Source organism: Thomasclavelia saccharogumia DSM 17460 (assembly GCF_000686665.1).
GTDB classification, from domain to species: Bacteria; Bacillota_I; Bacilli_A; order Erysipelotrichales; family Coprobacillaceae; genus Thomasclavelia; species Thomasclavelia saccharogumia.
Genome location: NZ_JMLH01000004.1, coordinates 68,278 through 91,900, shown reverse-complemented (window position 1 = coordinate 91,900; position 23,623 = coordinate 68,278). Strand labels below are relative to the sequence as shown.

The following is a 23,623-nucleotide window of genomic DNA, read 5'->3' as shown; positions in this document are numbered from 1 at the left end:
TTCGTCAAGATACTGTGCATCCATTAATTCTGAACAGATTGGCAGACCTGTTGCTTTTTTAGCAGCTACCAAAATATCCAGTCCTGAAGAACCCATTCCCTGAAATGCATATGGTGAGGTTCTTGGTTTGAAAGCTCCACCACGTAAAATATTAGCTCCGGCTGCTTTTACAGCTTTAGCAACTTCAATTACCTGTTCTTCACTTTCTACCGAACAAGGTCCTGCAATCAACGCTAGATTTTCACCACCGACTTTAACTCCTGATACATCGATGATCGTATCATCTGGATGAAATGCCCGGTTTGCTAGTTTATAAGGCTCTGATACACGCATTACATGATCTACTGCTTCATCTACTTCAATAGCTCGTGGATCAACTCGTGTCGTATCACCAATAATACCAATTATTGATTGTCCAGTTCCATGAACAACGCTAACTCTTAACCCCTTATCAGTGACAATTTTTGATACTTTTTCGACATCTTTATCTGTTGCCGTCATTTTCATTACAATAATCATTTTTTTATTCCCCTTTATTATTTATTTCAACCCTGTATATAAATAAAAGCTCTCTTCCTAAAAGGACGAGAGCCTATGCTTCGTGATACCACCTTAGTTCATCAATACATTACTATATCAATCTCATCAAGTACGCTAATAGCTATTAGTACATACTCTTACACGTTAACGGGTGTCACCGGAGAAACCTACTACAAATGATTCAGTCCTCTACTCCAAGATGAATTCAATATTATCTAATAGACTCTTTTCCACCAAACAAGAGTTCTCTATTCTATTTCCAATATCTACTATTTCTTTTCACAGTATTTATACCAGATGTTGTTAGAACTATTGTATACAATAAATTTAATTATGTCAATATATTTTATAAAAAGTTTTCATTTATTTTATAAAAAGTTTTCATTTATCAAATAATAGTCCGCATGAGTCTACATAATTTTGGCGGTTATCGACGTTTAAATACGATATAATCATATTATAAAGGAGGGGGCTTTATGAATAATATTGATACAACTTTAATTGGCAAATACATTAAAAGTATTCGTCTATCAAAAGGCTGGTCACAAGCAAAACTCGAATATCTATCAGGAATATCTGCTTCATCTATTAGCAATATTGAACATGGTAATAAAGGTATCTCTTATAATATGTCAATTCCAGCAATCGTAAAAATAGCTCATGCTTTTCAAATGAGTTTTTATGATATTCTTAACGATTCTGGCTTTTTAGCATATATTGGTGATCAACAATTTGCTCAAAACAAATCACAAATTTACATAACCAACCATGAACTCATAAATCTGTTTAATCGTCTTAGTCCTAGTGAGCAACAAAAATTTGTTAAGGAAATTTACTTACGGGTCGAATTATCCGATAAACAAAAACAACAAAATATGTTCAAAAAACTTTAAGTGATGATTTTCATCACCTTTTTTATTTAAAATTCCTCTTATAATAGCATTATTTGTTTTTTCAACATTTTAATACAACAAATATTTATCATTTTTCATGATTTTGATTAAATATTGCAAAAAATATAACTTTTAGCCATAATTCGACAAAATTAGCCATCAAAATATGTCATAATGCAATTGTAAAGAGAAACCACTTTACATTCTCATGAGTAAAAATTTTCTTATATAAGTAAATAAAAAAAGTCAACATAACATTGACTATTTTACAAATGGTGCCCAAGACCGGACTCGAACCGGTACAGTATCGCTACCGACGGATTTTGAGTCCGTTGCGTCTACCAATTTCGCCACTTGGGCAACTACCAATAGCTATTATAAATAATTTTAATTATAAAATCAATAGGAAATTTAAATATTTGTTTATTTATTTTAAAATATTTATTAATATTATTAAAATAAAAACTAAAATATATTAAATTTAACAAATAGTATTGACGAATTAATTAAAATAACGTATTTTTTTAATAGTAATTTGACAAGATAAATTTATAAATAGATGGAGTAATAATTATGGAACATGATAAAATTTTAGATGAACTTAATGAAATAACTAATTCGCTAGATGCAACTACTGAAACTTTGATTGGATTACAAGAAAACGCCAAATTTGAAGAAGCTATCAAAAAAATTGATATAGATTTATATCTTGAATTACCAATCCAGGAATTAAGCAGACTTGCTAATCGTCTAGCAAATCTTACTAATGAACTTTCAAAATAACAGACAAGCATTTGCTTGTCTGTTATCTTGATGATTAACAGAAGGTAAACTATGGACAAACTATTTAAACAACGAATGAAAAAACTTTTACAAGATGACTATGAAAACTTCGAAAAAGCGTTACTACAAAAACCTGTAAAAAGTTTTTATCTAAATCCTTTAAAAAAAGATGTCATTTCTCATTTAGAGCAACGCTTCTTGACCCCGCATCCGTATATCAAAAATGCCTATTTCTTTGACTATGATAACTATCCCGTTGGTAAACACCCTTATTTCAATTGTGGACTTTATTATATCCAGGAACCTAGTGCAATGGCTGTAGCTAATTGCGTTGATTTTAAAGAAGATGATTACGTTTTAGATATGTGCGCAGCGCCAGGCGGTAAAACCTGTTTTACCGCAAATCAATTAAGTGATCAAGGACTTATGATCGCTAACGACATCAATAAACTAAGAGCGGGCATTTTATCAGAAAATATTGAACGTTTCGGAATTAAAAATACAATTGTTACTAATTGTGATCCGGTAAAATTAGAGAAACATTTTAATAATTTTTTTGATAAGATCATTCTTGATGCTCCCTGCTCTGGTGAAGGAATGTTTCGCAAACTTGATCAAGCTATTAAAACCTGGTCGATCGATAAAATAAATGAATGTGCTTATATTCAAAGAAAACTCATTGATAGTGCCTATAAAATGTTGAAAAATGATGGTATTTTAATTTATTCAACTTGTACATACTCTTTAGAAGAAAACGAAGAACAAGTCGATTACATGGTCAAACAATTAAACATGGAATTATTAGCAATAAAAAAACAACCGGGCATGACTTCAGGTTATCAAAATGACAAAGTTGTAAGAATGTATCCTCATCTAAACAAAGGTGAAGGACAGTTTATTGCCTTACTAAAAAAACACGATGAAGAAAGTAAAATCGGCAAAATCAAATTATTAAAACCAAACATTAATAAAGAACAGCTTGATTTAATCAACAAATTCTATCTTGACAACTTGAAGGTAAAGATACCACCTTTACTATACAACTCAAATAATCATATTTATGCTATATTACCACAATTTCCTGAATTAAAAGGTATCAGAGTCCTAAGAACTGGTTTATATTTGGGCGAATGTAAAAAAAGACGTTTTGAACCAAGTCACTCTTTAGCTTTAACATTAACTAAAAATGATGTAAAGCGTTATTATGATTATAAAGCTGATGACAAAGAGATAACTAAATATCTTCATGGGGAAACTTTATTAGGAACTAACCAAAAAGGCTATGGTTTGATTTTAGTTGATGGTTATCCACTGTCTTTTTATAAAGAAAGTAACAATCAGATAAAAAATTTATATCCAAAGGGGTTAAGACGATGAATCGCTATTATGTTATAAAAGATGAAGTATATCATATTTTAGATACAGAATGTTTAAAAAGTAATCGTCAAGAAGCTATCGAGCATTTATCTAACGTTGCTAATATGGCTGTTTTTTTAGCCAAGATGGAAAAACTTGATTTAGAATTAGCAGCTATTATCGGAATTCTTCATGATCTAGCTGCCTATAAATTTAATTCTCATTTCAACCATGCCAATCGAAGCAGTATGCTGGCTAGAAATATCTTGACTAATAGTAAATTATTCACAGATGATGAAATCATCCTTATCGTTACAGCCATTAAAAATCATTCCTTTAAAGAAAAAAAAGATGATGCATATAGTGAATTAATAAAAAATGCGGACTTGTTAGTCCAGCATTTAAATGATCCTAATGCCATCTTTTCAAAAGACAAACAGCTCAGATTAGAAAATATTTTTAATTCTTTACAAAAGCTTTAATAATTGGTGCTAATTTAGTACTATTAACAACATAACTGCTATGATTTTCTTTAGGCAAGATCAATAATTGACTACCACTAATATGATGAGCAATATTAAAGGTATGTCCTTCTTTGATCATATCATTACTACCTGCTAGAACTAAAGTTCTAGCTTTTATTTTATGTAAAAGATGATGACTAATATGAGGCTGTTCTAACATCATTTTAATTTTAGGGTCTTTCTTTAATGCATAAATTATTTTCATTTGCCAGTAAATGTGCTTTTTTAAACCTTGAGGCTCTATATTTGCCCCACTGATAATCAAATCACTAATTAAATCACTTTGACTTGCAACAAGTAAACCGACGATTCCACCATCACTGAAGCCATAATAAATAACATCTTTTAACCCTAAACAGTTTATAAATGCCATGATATCATCAGCCATTGCTTGATAACTATATACTTTAACTTTAGAACTTTTTCCATGGCCACGACTATCAATACAATAACATTTAAAATCATCTTTTAAAACCGCAACCAGATCATCAAAAATATGATGATCTTCGCCATTACCATGAACTAATATTAAATTTCTTCCTTTTCCTTTAACTTCATAAAACAGTTCTATTCCATTTACTTCAAATATCATATTAAACTCCCCATATAATTCTTAATCAATATAATTATAACACACAAAGGGATTTTCTATCCCTTTGTGTGTTCTTTAATACAAGCTTCAATTCGATCATGAACAATTTTAGCAATTTCATTTGTATGTAAATCTTTATATTCATCATAATACAAAGGTTTTAAATAATGAATCTTAGCCGTTGTTTTTTTTATGGTGTTATTATCGAAAACCTTATAACAATCAATCATAGCTACTGGAACAATAGGAGCTTTTGCCTTTACCGCAATCTTAAAAGTTCCCCCTTTAAACTCTAAAATATTATTTCCATTTTTACTTCTCGTCCCTTCAGGAAAAACAAAGAAATTTTCCCCCTTAGCAACCTCATTAGAAACATATTTAATTACTCTAGCACTATCACGAACATTATTACGATCCATAGGAACATATTCAAGCATTTTAATAACGTCTTTAACTAAAATCGTTGATGCCAGTTCCTTTTTTACGATTGCCCTAATCGGTCTTTCATGAGTTTGAAAAATTGCTAGTGGATCATATAGCCCCTGATGATTAGGCGCCAACAAATACCCTGATCGGTCTGGTAAATTTTCTAGACCATAACACTCAAGTTCAACTCGAGCTTTTTTACTGATAATTGCTACGACACGGTGAATAAAGCCATAACGTTCTTGAAGAGTATAATTTTCAATATGCTTATACTTATTTACTTTATATCCCCACCAGTAAGGCAGTTTTAAAATAACTCTAATTACGATCATGATAATTCTTTTCATTATTTACTACCTCGCTTATATATTTGTAAAGTAAATGTTTCAAAAGCTTTTTGTTCTACTAGATGATAATCATATTCATCAAAATTAGGAAAATATGTTTCACCTGTATGCTTACCAGGAATTCTTGATATCAACAATTGATCAGCGATTGGTAAACATTGACGATATATCGAAGCACCTCCAGAAATGAACAAATCTTCACCACTTTGACGATATTCTTCGATCACTTCTTCTAAAGAATTGCGAATTTCAACACGATCATCTTCAAAAGGTTCCAAACTAACAACGATCGTTTTACGATTAGGCAACGGTCTACCAATTGCCTTATATGTAGTAAGTCCCATCAAAATCGTCTTATTAACAGTTGTTGCTTTAAAATGTTTAAGATCTTCAGGAACATTCCAAGGTATTCCATTAATGGAATCCTTCTTACCAATTAATAAATCTTCATCTGTCGCTACAATAATACTAATCATTATACACTTACCTTTCCAACTAATCTACCATAACTTTGATAGTCTTCAATTTTAATATCTTCAATTCGATAATCAAAAATAGATTTAACTTCCGGATTTAAAACAAGTTTGCATTTAGGCAATGGTTCTCTTAAAATCTGTTCTTTGATTACATCGATATGATCTTTATAAATATGCGCATCGCCAATCGTATGCACAAATTCCTTAGCTTCATAACCACAGGTTTTAGCAAGCATCTCCGTCATTAAAGCATAGGAAGCAATATTAAAAGGCACTCCTAAAAAAATATCCGCGCTGCGTTGATATAATTGACAAGATAAATACTTTTTATCAGCACTAACATAAAATTGTAAAAAAGCATGGCATGGCGGTAAAGCCATATTATCAACTTGTGCAGGATTCCAAGCACATATAATATGTCTTCTTGAAAAAGGATTATTTTTTAAACTATCCACTAATTTAGCTAACTGGTCTACGCCTTCGTAATTAAAATTACGCCATTGGGCCCCATACACCGGTCCTAAATCTCCGTATTTTAAAACAAAAGAATCATCTTCTGGTAACTTTTTGATTTTATCAACAAATTCTTCAAGTGTTTCCCCTTGATAATCAGCAGATTTTTTGTAAGTCTCATATGGCCAATCATTCCAGATTTTAACATTACGATCAACCAAATACTTAATATTAGTATCGCCTTTAATAAACCATAACAATTCTTCAGCAATAGGTCTAATAAACATTTTTTTCGTTGTCATCAAAGGAAAACCATCTCTTAAATCGTAACGTGTCTGATACCCAAAGACACTTCTCGTTCCTGTACCCGTACGATCATCACGATCTTCTCCATTTTCTAAAACATATTTACACATTTCTAAGTATTGTTTCATCTTTTACACCTCGAATGATATTGTACAATAAAAACTCATCTTAATAAACTAAAAAAACACTTTTAATCTAAAAAGTGTTTATGTTTTGTTCCCCTTATTATAATGTCGCAACGAAGTTTTTATGGATTTCATAATATCAATAATCAATTTTAATTCATTGGGATTACAATCTGACAAAAGCTCATTGACTTCATCAATATATATTCTCTCAGCTTCAATTAAACTATCACATAGCAAAAAATCAGCAGAAACTGCTAATGCATTTGCAATACTAACCAAAGTTGGCAAACTTAATTTAGTTGCTCCACGTTCAATATGTGAAATATTTGTCGGAGAAATGTTTGAAATCTCAGCTAGTGTCTGTTGAGAAAGATTTTGAGAAATCCGCTCTTCTCTTATCCTTTTGCCAATAAGTTTGTAATCAATTTCCATCATAGTTCCTCCAATGATTTAATTGTATCTTTGAAAAAGATATCTTAAAATATATTGAATATCCCATTAGGATACGTAATATATTATTCCCGTTTTTTATTATGTTTATTCATTATTTTTTTACTATATATATTTAAATTTAACTATGTTATAATTTAGCAATATTAGTCATTTTGTAACAATTAGTTAATATTTAAATGCTATAATACATCAGAAAGGATGATCACGATGAAAAAAGAAGCTCCTAAAATAAATACAAGATTACGTAGTCATACGATTATTGTTCCTGAATGTATCCGTAAAGCTAGCGGGATCGTAATCAATGGCAAAAGAATAAAATCATTATTATTTTCAACTGATGTTGCTGTAATTTCTAACTGCAATGCCGATGCTGTAATTGCAGTATACCCCTTTACCCCAACAATGCAGATCACTAATGCAATTATCGACGTCTCACAAAGACCCGTTTTCGCTGGCGTAGGTGGCGGAACGACTGCTGGCCCACGAGTTCGTGAAATTGCTTTAGACGCTGAATTACACGGCGCTACGGCTGTAGTATTAAATGCCCCAACTAAGACTGAATTTATTCAAGAATTATCTGACTATGTTGACATTCCTGTTGTCTTATCAATTGTATCTTTAGATGAAGACTTAGAAGAAAGAATGCTGCATTCAGGAGCAACGATCGTCAATGTTTCTGGAGGAAAAAATACTGCTACAATCGTAAAAGAACTTCGAAAGATATCAGCAGATTTTCCAATTATTGCAACCGGTGGACCATCAGTTGCAACTATTCAGGAAGTTATTGACGCTGGGGCTAATGCAGTTACTTATACCCCACCTTCAAATGGCGATATCTTTAAATTGATGATGGAAGAATATCGGCAACGTTGCCATAAAGATTAAAAATAATAATAAAAAAGTCCTTTATCAGGCAATATCATTAAGTTAAGCATTAAAACTTGAAAAAGACTCTTTAATGTAAATTATAGAGTCTTTTTTATTTTTGTTCAATTTACTATTGACAAACAATAAGAATCATGTGGCTAGTAATGAATATCCTACTATTCATTACTAGCTCTTTTTAGTAGCTGTGATATTTTAGGAGGTATTACTTATGATGAAACTATTCAAACCAAATATCTACTTTTCACCTGATCAGATCAGAAATTTTTTAAATGATCCGATCAACTTCACTCTTGAGAACATCCAATGTTATTGCAATGATCCAGTCTCTGATTTTACTCGTAATCGCTTATTATCTGCTCGTACTTTAATTGATTGTATTTTGAGTTTCTCTAATTACTCTACTACTATTTTTTCTCCTGCTGCGATGATATTCCTACACCTTCGGCTATGTGTCAAAGACGTAAATTATTAGACCCGGATATCTTTAAGCGTATCAATAATCTTTTCCTTCGCAGTTTTGATAACTATAAAACGATTAATGGTTATTACATTTTTGCACAGGATGGCTCTGATATTAATATTCCTTTCATGGATGATACCAAAGTACACTATGTGGATGGTCGAAAGCCATCCTGTCAATATCATTTCAATGCTTTATATGACTGTCTTAATCATATTTTTTATGTTTGGAGTATTGATGCTACAAGCAAAAAAAGTGAGCCTGATGCATTATCTCGATTATCAATCATAAGAATTATCCTCATAATTCTATTTTTACAGCAGACCGGGGTTATGAAAACTATAATCTTTTGGCTCATTTATGCAAAAACAACCTTAAATTTGCAATCAGAGTTAAAGATATCGAAAGTAAAAACGGTATCATGACAAACTTCAAACCAGAGAAATAAAAGCTGATAAAGATAAATATGTCTTTATCCCAACAACTTCCAGATTTGATTTTCTGGGACCAACTCAGGATTTTTATGAATTATCTTTTAGAATTGTACGCTTTAAAATAACAGATGATACCTATGAAACAATTATTACAAATCTATCAGAAGATGAATCTCAATTTGAAGATTTTAAAGGACTGTATCATTATTGCTGGAAAGAAAAGATGGCTTTTAATAAGATAAAATATACGATGGGACTTGTATATTTCTATGCGAAAAACAGGAAGCTGATACAGCAGGAAATCAATGCAACATTGTTAATGTATAACGTTTCTGAAGCAGTAATCAACATAAGACTTTATCTAAGAAATAAACTGAAAGAAAAAGAACTTGTTTCCAGAATAAAAAAATTTCTGGTCCCGCAGCGACCAGAAAGATCATTCAAACGTGCTATAAAACCCAAATCATGTAAGTCTTTAAATTATAGAACGTCCTGACATGATTTATCATAGCACTCAATTTTAGAATAACAACAAAAATTTTTTAAGCTGTTTAATAGTTCATTTTGAGTACGTTTAAAATCACTGTTTTTAAACTCCAATTTAGAAATAACAGAAAAGGTGATTGTCTTAGCTTTAACAATCACCTTATCTTAATTCAATGATATTTAGTTTTTTCTTAACTTAATACCATTGTAATACCCTCTGTTTCTTTTGCTCAATTTCCACTAATTATAGATACAGCAAATATAGCAAAATAAAAACGTGCAAGTTCTTTACCTGTTTGGACTTACACATTTATTTACACAACTATTGTATCAGGATTACGTATTAAAAACTTTTGATCCCACACTAGCTGTGTTTTTCCATAAATCATAAACTTCATAATAATCATTTATTTTAAGTAGATAGATGTTCAACAATATACTTTGATACTTCTTCTTGATCACTAAAATGATGTCTACCGTCTTTAGTTTCCTGATAATCTTCATGTCCTTTACCTAAGACCATCAAGATATCATTATGTTTAAGCATAGTCATACCTTTAGTTATTGCTTTTCTACGATCAACAATAACTTCAAAATTATCAGCAGATAAATCAGTAACGATATCATTTAAAATCGCTTCTGGTTCTTCTTTTCGCGGATTATCACTAGTAAAAATAACATAATCACTATTTTCAACCGCTATTTTACCCATGATAGGACGCTTTAAAGCATCTCTATTGCCACCACAGCCTATTATCGTAATTATTCTGCCACTTTTGAATTCCTGAGCACTAATTAAAACATTTTTAACCGCATCTGGAGTATGAGCATAGTCTACAAAAATACTGTTAGTTCCATATTTAATTAATTCCATTCGTCCTGATGGTGCTTTTAAACCCTCGTTTAATGATAAAATATTTTCAATATCAAATCCTAATTTATTCACTAAAAGCAGTGCAATCAAATAATTATAGATATTATATCTACCAACCATATTCAATACAGCTTCATATTTTTTATTTAAATATGAAAATTTAAAAGTTGTTCCTAAATGAGAAAATTTCATTTCATTAATTATTAAATCACCAGCTTTTTCGCTAATAATAATGTTATTATTTTCTGGTAAGATAAAATGTTGACAATGAGGATCATCACCATTAATAATCGCAATTTTATTTTTTCTTGTTTTTGTAAACAATTTTCTTTTAGCATTAGCATAATTCTCTAACGTCTTATGATAATCTAAGTGATCTTGAGTCAAGTTAGTAAAAGCCACCTCATCAAACTCTAAACCATAAATTCTTTCTTTATCCAAAGCATGGGAGCTTACTTCCATGACAAAATAATCAACACCTGCTTCTTTAGCCTCTAATAACATACTATACAATACATCAACATCTGGTGTTGTATTTACCATTTTTTGTTTGACATTACCATAATAAAAACCAACTGTACCCATATAAGCTGCATTTTGCTTTAACATCTTTAAAATTTGATAGATCATTAAACATGTCGTTGTTTTACCATTAGTTCCTGTTATTCCAATTAATTTCATATCTTTAATTAAAGGATAATAATTTTTATAAAGATATTCTTTTAAATATTCTCGTGTATTTTCAACCACTACAGTTTCAACACTGTAATTTCCATGTTCAACAATTACTTTAACAGCACCATTTTTAATTGCCTGTTCAATATAATCATGACCATCTCTTACAACATTGACAATGGCAATAAACGTATCACCTGGCTTTACTTTTCTTGAATCTGTTTTTAATGCTATTTCCACTATTTTCACCTCATTTGTTCCTATTATAACGCATCTTAAAGAAAAAGTATTCAATTTAATGCGTAAAGTAATAAATTTTAATATCTTTTCTCGTATAATAATGTTTGATCTGTATTTTCGATTACCTTTTTATTTCTTTGATATTTACATAAAATTTTGTAATTTCAAAAACTTTTTACATAAAAAACAGACTAAAATTTTAAGTATCTTTTCATAAGTCCTCGAATTGCCGATATTTTCTTGTTTTTCAAGGGGTATCGGCTTTTCTCTTTGGACTAAGCCACCGTGCAGCTGCACGTAATCTCACATATTCTCACGCTCAAAAGTTGTACAAATCGTTGTAAATCATGCTATCAGACTCCACATTTCTCGGTTTGCTCCGTCCTCTGACGCATGAGCATACAAATTAAGCGTAGTGAACAGGCTTATGAGAAAAATTTGAAGAAATCAATTCTTCATTCTCATTAAACTCTATGATTAGTATTTTCCCACGCTTCAAACCTCCTGTTATTTTTCTCTAATATATTCGAGAATCGGTAATAGATTTTCCTTATCTGTCCAATCACATACTTTTCCTTGTGAACACAGTAATTCTTTCATCCATGATTCAGAAGAATCTATATCTTGTTTGGCAATCATCTTTTGTAACATTTTACACATAATACGGTCTTTAAAAGTCATGATACTTTCATTCCATGCACCTCTTGCATAGAAAAAGGGAACACCTTTCAAATCTTCTTTTAAATTACATGTTTTGACTTCTTCGATTGCTTTCTCGTCGAAGGGAGACGCACCTACACATAATATAATGATTTTTTTATGCTTTATATTTTTGTGGATTTTTCGCAAGATATTTAAACCTGCTATTCCACCAGCATAAATTGCACCAGCAAATATGATACAATCATAACTTTCAAATGGAATTTTTTTATAATCAGTAATGCTATAAATGTCGCAAGATAATTCGTCCTGTAACAGGATAGCATACTTTTTCGTTGCTCCGTATTTAGATTTATAAAGGACTACAATCTTATTCATATTTAATCATTTCCTCTTTCTATCACATTTTCTACTGCTTTCAAAATACATTTACTACTCACTGTTGCACCAGATACAGTATCTATGCCCAATGATTGATTTTTTACTATCACTTTTACTTTGATATAAACTGGAATACAGAAGTATTCACCAATATATGTACCATTAACATTTTCCATATTAAGACTTGAAACACTAATACTATTTGCGTGATTAACTAATATGTTTGACACAAGTCTTATGCCTATGTAAATTAAAATTATTATGCAAAATAATATAATGATTATTTTCTTTTTCTTCATTATCATTCTTCACAATCTAATGCCTGCTTTAAGAATGCTTTATAGGCAATTTCTTGTTGCGTGTAGATTTCATCTGTCGAAATCCCTGGCATTGTTACAGAAAAAATAGTACCAATACCAATTGTATAAATAAGCATATTCAAATGCAGTTGCTTTGCTTTCGATAGACTAATGTTCAGTTTATCAGAAATATCTTTAGCAATATTAGGATTCGTTTCAGATTGATACAAATCTTCTAACGAGGAAATCCCATTACGCTGGTGTAAAATAAAGATTTTAAACAAATTAGGTTCGTCTTTAGCCAACTGAATGTATGAATGTCCTGAACTACGGAACAAATCATTTTCGTCAATATTATTTAGTACATATTCTTGTATAAAATCATTGACTTGTTTTATTACGTCTTGACGTAACCCGTCCATATTTTTACAGTAACTATAAATCGGTTGAACAGAACAGCCTATTTTATCAGCAATATTTTTTACCATAACTTGTTCCATTCCGCTACTTCTAGCAATTTCAAAAGCAGCATTAACAACCATTTCTTTTGTGATTCTTTGTTTTGGCATCGTTTATCTCCAGCCTTTCATAATCTATTTATATAAATTATTTATATAAATAGATTATACAAAATATATAAATATTGTCAATCCTATAAATTACTATAATTACACTTTTTACTATATATGCGGTATTTCTGCTTTGGCAAAATACTTATTTTCACATAGCTTGTAAAAAATGCTTTCAGTATTATTAACGCAACAGGCTCTTGACAAATCATGCTCTAATAAGTATTGAATAAACAAGCAGAAATGAAAAGCTGTATGCTTCACAACATAGAAAAAGACGCTGTATTGCAAGCGTCATTCTTCCATAACTCTATATAACTTACCATAAGTCATGATATTTAAGGCTCTTTCATTTGTTGTAAAATCGTTGTAAATTGGCTGATATTTTTTTCTTTAAAATCTCTTAAACCCAGTGGTATACAGATAATCTTATTTTTTAAATAAAAAAGTTTATTTGGATTTATGCTGCATCTTTTAGGCATAATCAAGATATAATAAAAGCTCAAGACATTATAAAAATCACCTAGTAACTAGGAGGTTTTTTGAGTAAGATTAAAAAATATATTTTTGTGTGCATAATTATCGTTTTGTAAAAGAATGTAACTTTATTTCATAAAGTTGCAGCCCAATTAATAGAAATTAAGAACCAATTCAACAGTTATAAGCTGATAGTAATATTTTCCCTTATATATAAAAATCTTAACTTCTCTTAACTATTTTATCTTTTATGGATGCATTTTTTTGTATGCATACTTTTTAGTTTTTATGCAAGTTGTTTCTATAGAACATAATAAAGGCACACTACCTAAATGTTTTTAAAAGAAAAAAATCTATTCATAGATTTCTCTTCTATAACCAACATTAATAACAAGTATAATAAGTTTATTATCTTCTATTTCACATAAAATACGATAATCCCCTACTCTATATCTCCATTGATTTTTTAAATTACCTTTTAATGCTTTCCCAAGAATACGGGGATCTTCACAATTACCTAGATTTTTTTCAATCCAATTTACTAGCATTAACTTTGTGTAATTATCCATTTTCTTGAGCTGTTTTAATGCAGTTTTAGAAAAAACAACATCATATCTCATAATCCTAATTCCTTTTTTACTTCATCCATAGAATAAGTAGTTGAATTATTTAAATATTCTTTATGTGCTTGCTCTGCTAATGCAACATCATATTCATCTTCAATTTTTTCAAGTAAAGCTTTTTTTAAAGCTTCACCTAAAGAGCATCCATGAAAACTTGCATAACTTCTAAATAATTTTTCTTCTTCATCATTCAACCTAATTGAGAAACTCATATAATCCACCCCTCTTTTCGTAATACATTGTACTACACCAACTAACGCATGTCAATTTATTAATATGGTTCCCTTGTAACTTAAATATATAAAGATTTTCTTTCTACATAAAACAACAACATAAAAACATAACACTTAGAATATTCTATATTTTCTATCCGCTGGTAAAGTGAAAAAACAGATATCTGAAACATGTTAACGATTTTTCAACATTCAATGAAGAAAACATTTCTAAAGAAAAAATCTGAAGTACAAAGTATATGGAATATGATGAATGAGGTATGATAAAAGCTATAGATAGAACAGAATGAAGATACTTGTCGTTATAACAGTATATAACTGGTACTTCAAACAACTGATTATCAACAGTACTGCTATGAAAAGAGACGTAATGTCTCAGATAATACTTTATATTTGAAACTTTACAGCCAATATTGTTATGAAAATGCAAATGTTGATTAGCGAATTATGTTAGATAACTTTTTTAGATTAAATTATTTATTTTTGAAATGCTTTTTTATAAATTAATTATAATAATCAAATTATTTTAACTGTTTTATTATATTTATTAATTTGATTTTGTATTTTTTACTTAAAATAATGGGATAATCAACATTATAAACTCTTAGACCAAATTTTTATATCATTTTATATAATTTTGATCAATATTAAGTAATACTCCCTTTTTCATTTATCCAATCATTCATAAAAATAAACGTCCTCTAAATAATAACTAGAGAGCTGAATCTTTTAGAACATATTCGGTGGGGCGATTGTTCCCACATCTCATCGAGTTACCCCTACACTTTACATATTGCTATGCGTGATAGCCATCTTTCTATCCTCGAACATGCTCTATTTAGTTGTAATAATGCAGAAGATTAAATTATCTTCATGTATTAGTATATGTAAGAATAAAGTAACTTATGCTTTACAAATATATAAATTATTTTCTACGAATATGTTCTACAATATTTCTTTTTAAAATCAATACTTTAAAATAAATGATAACACACACGAGTATCACATATAGTGATACTGGGTGTTTTGATTTCTAATTACTAAAATTATTTCTTACTTTTATGAGTATCTGCATATCACCATGGGGTCATCTCCATGTCTAAACGTATCAAGATTACTATGTCAAAACATTCTGAATCTTACAATATTATACATAAACTTTAATTTCATTCATTTACTACAGCATTGGTAATGAATGATGTTGACATTAAGACTGCATAAGAATTGATGCGACATACTGATTTCAATACCACTATGTATAACACTCACATTAGCAAAGAACATAAGGCTAAAGTGATAAATAATGTTTTTATAATTTAAAAGTGTCGAAAACAAATAACGAAATAAAAACCCTTAACTAATTTGGCTCTAAGTCAAGGGTTTTAGTAAATTTAAAATCTCATTACTATTTATATTGGCATCCTCAGTAGGAATCGAACCTACAACTTAACCTCCGGAGGGTTACGTGATATCCATTTCACTATGAGGACAGTACTCGATAAGTATAACACTATTAAATCTAAAAATAAATATCAAAAAAAAGATTTTTGAAAAAAAGTTTGACTATAAATATAAAATAACTGACTAGGCAGATAAAAGATCCAGATCATAATAGCAAAAACAGAATCGATAAGTTTTAGATATACAAGTGCAATAATAATATCACAACATAATAAAAGAAAAACAGCAATAAAAAGCTTTTTATAAGTTTTAAAACTCTGATATAGATTCAATAAACTAAAACCTAAATATATAAGTGCCAAACTAATTAAAGGGTTTATTAAAATAAGACCTAAAAAAACAAAAGGAAAATAATTAACATATTTTATCAGATACATATACGTCAATTGAACCATAATAAATAAACTAATACCAATTAAATAATGATTTGTAAATAACAAAAAATAATCACCGATAAATGCCAAAGCACTAGCTAAAATAGCAGGTGGACTAACTTTTTTTATAACTAGATAAATAAAACAATTAAAACTGATCAACCATTTAATCAGATTACTATCGATATGATAAATATCATAATATACAAATATTCCCCCAAGGATGATATTAATAATATAGATCATCTGATCACCTCTTAAATAAATTATTACAATCTGATCCACATTTATGCTTTTTTAATTAAATAAAATATAGCTTATATAAGGAAAAATCTGTTAAAATGAAGAAGGTGATATCTTTATGGAACAAAAACATATTTTTATAATAAAACCAAATACACAAAGTCTTAAAATAGAAGCAATGATCAATTCTTTGATGAAAGGATATGACTATGAGATAAAGTATACAAAATATCCGCGCCATGCGACTGAAATTGCAAAAAGCTATCAAAAATATAATCATCGTATTTATGCAGTTGGTGGAGATGGTATAGTTCATGAAGTTGTTCAAGGATTGATTGGCAGTGATAATGAATTAGTTATTATTCCTGCTGGAACAGGAAATGATTTTATTCGGACAATTGCCAATACTAATGACCCCTATGAGCTTTTAGAAATGTCATTACATTTAAAGGCCCAGCCAATTGATTTAATCAAAGCTAACGATATCTATTGTATTAATGTATTTTGTTGTGCTTTTGACAGCGATATAGCTAATAATGTTCATAATTATCGCCGAATCAAATATTTACCAAAAACTTTGCAGTATGTAAATGTTCTAGTTAGAAGGATGTCAAAATATCGCTTATATCCTACGACGCTTTATCAAAATGATAAGAAAATCTATGAAGGAAGTTTAATTGTTGGAGCTTTTTGCAATGGTAAGTATTTTGGCGGTGGGTTTAGAATTGGTAAAAATGCTGATATTCAAGATGGTTTAATCGATATTAATTTAGTTTCTAGTTTAAAGAAAAGATCAATTCCATACTATTTGTTTTTATTATTTACGGGTCAGCTGGAAAAAGGAAAGTTATATTATCATAATAAGTTAAAAGTATTAGATATTAAAACAAATCAAGATGTTAATATTGATGGAGAAAGATATGCTAAAGGCTGTTATCATTTAGAGATTGTTAAGAATTCGTTAAAAGTTGTATTATATAAATAAAAGAATTGACTTTTTTTATCAATCTAGTTATCATATAAGAACATAAAAGGGAGTAGCTAACACATAGTGTTTACGCTTTCGTCAATACGATGATCAAATCATCCGGAACGTAATGAAATAGCGAGACTTTTATTGCATTTTTAGTATGCAATAAAGGACTCGCTTTTATTGTATACGAATAGAGGAGGGAAATAGATGAAAGCATATTACAACAAATCAATATCGGAAATTAGAAAAGAAATCAATGGTTCATTAAAACCGCTTAATGATGAACAAGTTAAAAGGAATCAAGAAAAATATGGTTTAAACGAACTAATTGAAACTAAACCAAAAAGTATACCGATGATTTTTATCGAGCAGTTTCAAGATTTTTTGGTCATTATACTTATCATAGCAGCCTTAGTATCTGGCTTTTTAGGAGATTTTGAAAGTGCTTTAGTAATTTTGATCGTAATTACAATCAATGCAGTCTTGGGAACAGTCCAAACTGTAAAAGCGAATCAATCATTAAATAGTCTTAAAGAATTATCAGCACCTAATGCTAAAGTGTTACGCAATAATAAAATTATTGAAATTCCTAGTAAAGAGGTAACGATCGGAGATGAAGTCTACTTGGAAGCTGGTGATTATATACCGGCTGATGGAAGAATTATTGAAAATAAAAGTATGAAAGTTGATGAAAGTGCTTTAACTGGAGAAAGTTTGGCAGTAGAAAAATCGACGGCTGTTATTGAAGGCGAAGTACCTTTAGGTGATCGTGTTAATATGGTGTATTCTGGAAGTTTTGTGACTTATGGTCGCGGCAGTTTTTTAGTTACAGAAATAGCGATGGAAACAGAAGTAGGAAAAATTGCCCAATTATTAAAAAGTACTTCTGATAAAAAAACACCTTTACAAATAAACTTAGATAATTTTGGTAAAAAATTATCAATTATTATTATGGCATTTTGTGCGTTATTATTTGTTTTAAACATCTTACAAGGTGGTAATATTGGTAACGCTTTTATGTTTGCAATAGCATTAGCGGTGGCAGCAATTCCTGAAGCTTTGAGTTCGATCGTAACGATCGTACTATCTTTTGGAACGCAAAAAATGGCTAAAGAAGGGGCAATTATTCGTAAGCTGCAAGCCGTAGAAGGTTTAGGCAGTGTTTCTGTTATTTGTTCAGATAAAACAGGAACCTTAACTCAAAATAAAATGACAGTCGAAGATTATTATATTGAAGAAAAAAGGATTTTAGCTAAAGATATTGATCCTTCTAATCCATTGCATAAAGATCTAATGCGTTTAAGTATTTTGTGTAACGATTCGACAAATACTGATGGTCAAGAAATAGGTGATCCTACGGAAACAGCACTGATCAATCTTAGTGATAGTTTAAATGTACCAGCTAAACGAGTTAGAGATGCTTATCCACGCTTAAGTGAATTACCTTTTGATAGTGATCGTAAAATGATGTCAACTCTGCATCTTTTAAAAGATGGTTATACCATGATTACTAAAGGAGCAGTTGATGTTTTAATCAAAAGAGTTAAATATATTCGTAAAAATGGTCAAATTTTAGAAATCACCGCAGATGATATCAAGAAAATTAATGACATGAATATGGAGTTTTCTAAAAATGGATTGCGCGTTTTAGCAATCACTTATCGTAAATTTGATCAAGAGAAAGCTTTGATGCTTGAAGATGAAAATGATTTGATTTTTCTAGGTCTAATTTCCATGATGGATCCGCCACGAGTAGAAAGTGCTAAAGCAGTTGAAGAATGTATTCAAGCCGGAATTACTCCAATTATGATTACTGGTGATCATAAAATTACAGCAATGGCTATTGCTAAAAGAATCGGAATTTTAACTGATGATTCGCAAGCAGTTGAAGGAAGTATGATCGATCATTTAACTGATGAACAGTTAAAACAGTTTGTTGCAGATAAACGTGTTTATGCACGAGTTTCACCAGAACATAAGATTCGAATTGTTAAAGCCTGGCAAGAAAGAGGAAATATTGTTGCAATGACTGGCGATGGCGTCAATGATGCTCCAGCTTTAAAACAGGCGAATATTGGTGTTGCGATGGGAATCACGGGAAGTGAAGTATCTAAAGATGCTGCTGCAATGGTTTTGACCGATGATAATTTTGCAACAATCGTTAAAGCCATTGAAAACGGGCGAAATGTTTATAGTCATATCAAAGATGCAATTCAATTTTTACTATCAGGAAATTTTGGCGGAATCTTAGCTGTTTTATATGCTTCGATCATGGCTTTACCAGTACCTTTTGCGCCAGTACATTTATTATTTATTAATTTACTTACTGATAGTTTACCAGCGATTGCTTTAGGAATGGAACCTCACAGTAAAGAGGTTATGAAAGAAAAACCAAGACCGATAAATGAATCAATTTTAACCAAACCGTTTTTAATCGATGTGGGAATTGAAGGCTTTGTGATTGCTTTAATGACAATGCTAGCATTTACGATTGGATATCAAGATGGTAATACCGTATTAGCTAGCACCATGGCTTTTGCTACGCTTTGTTTATCAAGATTAGTACATGGTTATAATTGTAAGTCAAAAAAACCAGTTATATTTAAAAAAGGCTTTTTCAATAATATATTTTTACAAGGAGCTTTTTTGATTGGTTTTATTTTGATTACTTTAGTTGTTACAATGCCGTTTTTACAAACAACATTTAAAGTTCAAACATTAAACATTGAACAATTATTAATTGTTTACGGTTTAGCACTAGCAAATTTACCAATTATTCAAATAATTAAAAAAATTAAAAATAGATAAATAATTAAGAAAAGTTGAAAACAGCTTTTCTTTTTTTGTAACCTTTATAAAATATTTGTTGTCTATATAATGAATCGATTCAAAGAGGAGGTATCAATTTGAAGAATAATGTTGAATTAAACATTGATTTGATTATTGAAGAATACAGTCATTATGTATTTACCGTTGTTTATAATATTGCTGGAGATACATTATCATATCATGATATCGAAGAAATTATTGCTGATACATTTTATCTTTTCTGGAAGAATCAAAATAAGATTCAAACGAATATGAAATCATATTTGTCAACGATTGCTAGAAACTGTACTTATAATAGATTAAAACAAAATAAGCAGGAAATTGAATATGATGATCAAATATTAAATAATCAAGGATATCAAGAATATGAATTTGATCAAATGTTGATCATCGAAGAAAAAATACAGCAATTGACTGATCAAGAAAAAGAAATATTTCATCTTTATTATATTGAAGGATATAAAATCAGGGAGATTGCTAAAATGAAAAAGCAAAAAATCAATAATCTGAAAATAAAATTATATCGAATCAGAAAGAAGCTAAGGAGGAAAGAGTAAATGAAACAAATTGATACTGATAAAATTAAAACTATGGTTAATGATCGCATTGCTTATGATCTTTATGAAAGGAATAGAACTATGAAAAAAATAAAACTAAAAAAAGCGGCATTTAGTATTGCTGTATGTATTTTGATATTAGGTGGAATTAGTACAGTTGATGCGGCAACTGATGGTAAAATTAGTAATACCGTCAAAAATACAATTAAAGTAATTTTTACTGATGAAAATAATCAGGAAAGAGAAATAACTGGAGAACAGTATGTTGATGAAAATGGCGACATTTGGATCAAATATAAACATGAATCTGATCAATCAAATCAGGAGATAGATATAAATAAAAGCGAATTAGAAGAAAATGGCCTTGAAGCTGACGGTAACATAAAGAATTCGGACGGTGAAACAAATACAGAAATTACGATTCAAGATAAATAAAATAATAATTATAATCTCACATTACTCACGATTAATAAAATATGTGAGATTTTTATGTCTAAAAATTTTTATTATAAACTAACCGGCATTGTGAATAATATGAACGGATAAAAATATAAAGAACAATAAAAAGATATTAAACATTATATTCTACATAGAGAAGATGAATTCAATACTGTTGTGAATGATTTGATAAAGATAAGATACAATTATTTCTAAAAACAACAATTAGTGAGGTATTTTCCAATGCTTGTATTTATAATAATATAAACAAGTATTATTTTAAGGATATCACATTTGAAAATAACAATTTCTATTTAACAGTTAATATTATTGATTATGGCAATACTATTACAAAAAAATATAGAGTCATATTTTTGTAAAAATAAATTTTTTCAAGATTGTTATATTGAATGGGTTATAGAGAGCGGGAACACAACAAGAGAAGGAAGCGGTAAATACTTTTTGATTATGTAAAAAAAGTAGAAGGAGATTTAATAATATTATCTGGAAATGAAATTCTCCATATGAAAAATAGACATAAAAATTTTCAAAATAAGTTATTGGGATTTTTTCCTGATACAGCTATTTGTTTTAAGATTAAATTATATGATTTGGATAATTGCTTTATATATGATGAAAAACAAGATACTTTCTACTAAAAGAACAAGTCTAAATGATACATAATATTAAAATGAGGGTTATAGAAAGTGGAAATAAAACTAAAAAGTCTGATCAAGAATGCTTCGTACCACTTAACAGTGGCTATTCTTGACAGAACTTTTTATTTTCTGTGTGGGTTCATCAAGAGGAAGAAATAGTATAAGCTGTGTTTTTCAAATGTAAGCGTCAAATGGTAAAATGAGTGAGTTTTGTAACTTCGAATTCTTTGAAAATATTGTGTTTATGCGGATAATCTCAAATTTCATACAAAATTCAATTATATTTTCTTTAACTCTTCCACACTTATTTGACAATAAAATAACAGTATATTTCGCTCAATTTATATAGATCTATGAAGATTATAAATATAAAAATTGTCAAAGATTTTATAAAGGTGATATTTTGAAAAATAGAAAACAAATAGAAGCGGTAAATAATTTAAGAAAATGTGATAAAGCATTAAAAATACTACATAACAGTAACATACCTAACAAAGACGAACAAATAGCCTTTTATGAACGTAAGAAGATTAAACAGGAACAAATTTTACGTAATTTAAAAAGATACAAAAAAATCAGGTGACTATAGCCTATATATTCATTACTGAGATAAAATAGATCTTAGTTATTAAAATGTAAAAAAATTGAAAAGCAACATACAAACAGTTAGTCTTATTTCCAATATACTTTTTACATTTTTATCTAATACTATCAATACAAAACCCCAAATAATAGAAATTAATGCATTATAAAACCAAGTTATTGTTGAAAATTACTTGGGGTGTAATATAAATCTTAGTATGAGTGTCCCTGATCTGTTATGTTAAAAATGTTTTCTTCTGACAATTTATTGTTTAATGGTCATATTTTATTTCGTTATCCTTTTCTATGAACTTATTACCTAAATTATTTGCTTTTCTAACTTGTTTGTGCTCGGATTTCTTCTACATCATTTCCTATAATTTTCCGATCTGAAGCGATAGTTCATGAACCAGCTTTAGTTATTGATTTTAACTAAATTACAAACATTACCAGTAACCCTATTTATAATACTATTTGTTTCTTTTAAAAAAGAAAATCGAGAAAATAAAAATCACTTTATTCATTTTTCACCCCTCCTTAATTTCTCACCTCATGTATTAAAAATTCCTAATCTTACAATCGCATATCATGAAATGTATTTTTCAAAATTATCAACAACTACAATTCTTCCTATTATATATATTTTATTAAAGACTAGCATATAATATACCAAAATTCATGCATAATTTGTTGCTTATCAATGAATAATAACAATTTTTTTATTTCTCGCTAGAATGACAATAGCGATTGGAGCATAAAAAATAATTATCAATATTATTTTGCCTTGCTAAAGGACTAAATAAATTAATAAAAAGTTTTATTTTTCTTAATAAGCTGATAGCTAGATGTTCAATTTTTTCTTTTTGTGAATCTAAAACAACAAATGATACATCCTCCGTATAGCTAAGAAGACCAGCTTTAAAATCTTTTT

22 protein-coding genes, 2 tRNA genes, 1 pseudogene and 1 other annotated feature are annotated in these 23,623 nt (G+C 29.3%); of the genes and pseudogenes, 10 read left to right on the top strand and 15 right to left on the bottom strand.

The genetic code is table 11. The features are described 5' to 3' along the window. Positions 1-519, bottom strand: a pseudogene (locus BR82_RS0102320) (3-deoxy-7-phosphoheptulonate synthase); the annotation flags it as partial. Positions 520-577: 58 nt separating this feature from the next. Then, positions 578-832: a binding site (T-box leader), on the bottom strand. 184 nt (positions 833-1,016) lie between these two features. On the opposite strand from BR82_RS0102320, the gene BR82_RS0102315 reads away from it, so the two are divergent. Beyond that, complete coding sequence (locus BR82_RS0102315) at positions 1,017-1,433, top strand: helix-turn-helix domain-containing protein (protein WP_027088853.1); 417 nt, start codon at positions 1,017-1,019, stop codon at positions 1,431-1,433. Between the two features lie 273 nt (positions 1,434-1,706). On the opposite strand, the gene BR82_RS0102310 is transcribed toward BR82_RS0102315, so the two are convergent. Further along, positions 1,707-1,793 (bottom strand) — tRNA-Leu (locus tag BR82_RS0102310). Positions 1,794-2,006: 213 nt separating this feature from the next. Between BR82_RS0102310 and BR82_RS0102305 the strand changes: the two genes are divergently transcribed. The 3 genes from BR82_RS0102305 to BR82_RS0102295 are packed head-to-tail and all read left to right on the top strand — an operon-like array spanning position 2,007 to position 4,054. After that, positions 2,007-2,216 carry a hypothetical protein gene (locus BR82_RS0102305; RefSeq protein ID WP_187116131.1) on the top strand — a complete coding sequence of 70 codons (210 nt, stop codon included), beginning with the start codon at positions 2,007-2,009 and terminating at the stop codon, positions 2,214-2,216. Between the two features lie 51 nt (positions 2,217-2,267). After that, positions 2,268-3,593 carry an RsmF rRNA methyltransferase first C-terminal domain-containing protein gene (locus BR82_RS0102300; protein WP_027088851.1) on the top strand — a complete coding sequence of 442 codons (1,326 nt, stop codon included), beginning with the start codon at positions 2,268-2,270 and terminating at the stop codon, positions 3,591-3,593. Continuing rightward, complete coding sequence (locus tag BR82_RS0102295; RefSeq protein WP_027088850.1) at positions 3,590-4,054, top strand: HD domain-containing protein; 465 nt, start codon at positions 3,590-3,592, stop codon at positions 4,052-4,054. Before BR82_RS0102300 ends, BR82_RS0102295 begins: the two co-directional genes overlap by 4 nt. On the opposite strand, the gene BR82_RS0102290 is transcribed toward BR82_RS0102295, so the two are convergent. The 5 genes from BR82_RS0102290 to BR82_RS0102270 form a co-directional block, all read right to left on the bottom strand. Further along, positions 4,032-4,688: an alpha/beta fold hydrolase gene (locus tag BR82_RS0102290; protein ID WP_027088849.1), complete on the bottom strand. Its 657-nt coding sequence runs from the start codon at positions 4,686-4,688 to the stop codon at positions 4,032-4,034. The two genes, BR82_RS0102295 and BR82_RS0102290, sit on opposite strands and share 23 nt — an antisense overlap. Before the next feature lie 56 nt (positions 4,689-4,744). After that, positions 4,745-5,461, bottom strand: a complete 717-nt coding sequence (locus tag BR82_RS0102285) for a lysophospholipid acyltransferase family protein (protein WP_027088848.1) — start codon at positions 5,459-5,461, stop codon at positions 4,745-4,747. After that, positions 5,461-5,937 carry a dihydrofolate reductase gene (locus BR82_RS0102280; protein WP_027088847.1) on the bottom strand — a complete coding sequence of 159 codons (477 nt, stop codon included), beginning with the start codon at positions 5,935-5,937 and terminating at the stop codon, positions 5,461-5,463. Before BR82_RS0102280 ends, BR82_RS0102285 begins: the two co-directional genes overlap by 1 nt. After that, positions 5,937-6,824, bottom strand: coding sequence for a thymidylate synthase (thyA, locus tag BR82_RS0102275; protein WP_027088846.1), 888 nt, complete (start codon positions 6,822-6,824; stop codon positions 5,937-5,939). Before thyA ends, BR82_RS0102280 begins: the two co-directional genes overlap by 1 nt. Positions 6,825-6,902: 78 nt before the next feature. After that, positions 6,903-7,256 (bottom strand): helix-turn-helix domain-containing protein, encoded by a 354-nt coding sequence (locus BR82_RS0102270; protein WP_027088845.1) that lies wholly within the window; start codon positions 7,254-7,256, stop codon positions 6,903-6,905. A 228-nt stretch (positions 7,257-7,484) separates the two neighbouring features. On the opposite strand from BR82_RS0102270, the gene BR82_RS0102265 reads away from it, so the two are divergent. Further along, the gene (locus tag BR82_RS0102265; RefSeq protein WP_034863959.1) at positions 7,485-8,162 is read left to right on the top strand and encodes a beta/alpha barrel domain-containing protein; all 678 of its coding nucleotides are present in this window, start codon (positions 7,485-7,487) and stop codon (positions 8,160-8,162) included. A 1,795-nt stretch (positions 8,163-9,957) separates the two neighbouring features. On the opposite strand, the gene BR82_RS0102250 is transcribed toward BR82_RS0102265, so the two are convergent. The 8 genes from BR82_RS0102250 to BR82_RS0102215 form a co-directional block, all read right to left on the bottom strand. Continuing rightward, a complete protein-coding gene (locus tag BR82_RS0102250; protein ID WP_261794240.1) occupies positions 9,958-11,343 on the bottom strand; it encodes a UDP-N-acetylmuramoyl-L-alanyl-D-glutamate--2,6-diaminopimelate ligase in 1,386 nt (461 codons plus the stop codon). 498 nt (positions 11,344-11,841) lie between these two features. Continuing rightward, the gene (locus BR82_RS0102245) at positions 11,842-12,372 is read right to left on the bottom strand and encodes a flavodoxin domain-containing protein (RefSeq protein WP_027088840.1); all 531 of its coding nucleotides are present in this window, start codon (positions 12,370-12,372) and stop codon (positions 11,842-11,844) included. Between the two features lie 2 nt (positions 12,373-12,374). Then, the gene (locus tag BR82_RS0102240) at positions 12,375-12,605 is read right to left on the bottom strand and encodes an FMN-binding protein (protein WP_240474498.1); all 231 of its coding nucleotides are present in this window, start codon (positions 12,603-12,605) and stop codon (positions 12,375-12,377) included. Positions 12,606-12,676: 71 nt separating this feature from the next. Next, a complete protein-coding gene (locus BR82_RS0102235) occupies positions 12,677-13,243 on the bottom strand; it encodes a TetR/AcrR family transcriptional regulator (protein WP_027088838.1) in 567 nt (188 codons plus the stop codon). An 830-nt stretch (positions 13,244-14,073) separates the two neighbouring features. Further along, positions 14,074-14,340: a type II toxin-antitoxin system RelE family toxin gene (locus BR82_RS0102230; RefSeq protein WP_027088837.1), complete on the bottom strand. Its 267-nt coding sequence runs from the start codon at positions 14,338-14,340 to the stop codon at positions 14,074-14,076. Then, positions 14,337-14,555, bottom strand: a complete 219-nt coding sequence (gene relB, locus BR82_RS0102225; RefSeq protein WP_024720944.1) for a type II toxin-antitoxin system RelB family antitoxin — start codon at positions 14,553-14,555, stop codon at positions 14,337-14,339. The genes BR82_RS0102230 and relB overlap by 4 nt, the downstream gene beginning before the upstream one ends. A gap of 1,436 nt (positions 14,556-15,991) precedes the next feature. Next, positions 15,992-16,066, bottom strand: a tRNA-Arg gene (locus tag BR82_RS0102220). Positions 16,067-16,108: 42 nt separating this feature from the next. After that, on the bottom strand, positions 16,109-16,657 hold the full coding sequence (locus tag BR82_RS0102215; protein ID WP_027088836.1) for a hypothetical protein: 549 nt from the start codon (positions 16,655-16,657) through the stop codon (positions 16,109-16,111). Between the two features lie 115 nt (positions 16,658-16,772). Between BR82_RS0102215 and BR82_RS0102210 the strand changes: the two genes are divergently transcribed. The 5 genes from BR82_RS0102210 (at position 16,773) to BR82_RS0102185 (ending at position 22,693) form a co-directional block, all read left to right on the top strand. Continuing rightward, the gene (locus BR82_RS0102210) at positions 16,773-17,639 is read left to right on the top strand and encodes a diacylglycerol/lipid kinase family protein (RefSeq protein ID WP_027088835.1); all 867 of its coding nucleotides are present in this window, start codon (positions 16,773-16,775) and stop codon (positions 17,637-17,639) included. A gap of 195 nt (positions 17,640-17,834) precedes the next feature. Next, positions 17,835-20,435, top strand: coding sequence for a cation-translocating P-type ATPase (locus BR82_RS0102205; RefSeq protein WP_027088834.1), 2,601 nt, complete (start codon positions 17,835-17,837; stop codon positions 20,433-20,435). A 98-nt stretch (positions 20,436-20,533) separates the two neighbouring features. Next, a complete protein-coding gene (locus BR82_RS0102200; protein ID WP_027088833.1) occupies positions 20,534-21,013 on the top strand; it encodes an RNA polymerase sigma factor in 480 nt (159 codons plus the stop codon). Continuing rightward, complete coding sequence (locus tag BR82_RS0102195) at positions 21,014-21,448, top strand: hypothetical protein (protein WP_027088832.1); 435 nt, start codon at positions 21,014-21,016, stop codon at positions 21,446-21,448. 1,065 nt (positions 21,449-22,513) lie between these two features. Next, entirely contained in the window at positions 22,514-22,693 is a 180-nt protein-coding gene (locus tag BR82_RS0102185; RefSeq protein ID WP_027088831.1) for a hypothetical protein, read from the top strand. The last annotated feature ends 930 nt before the right edge of the window (positions 22,694-23,623 follow it).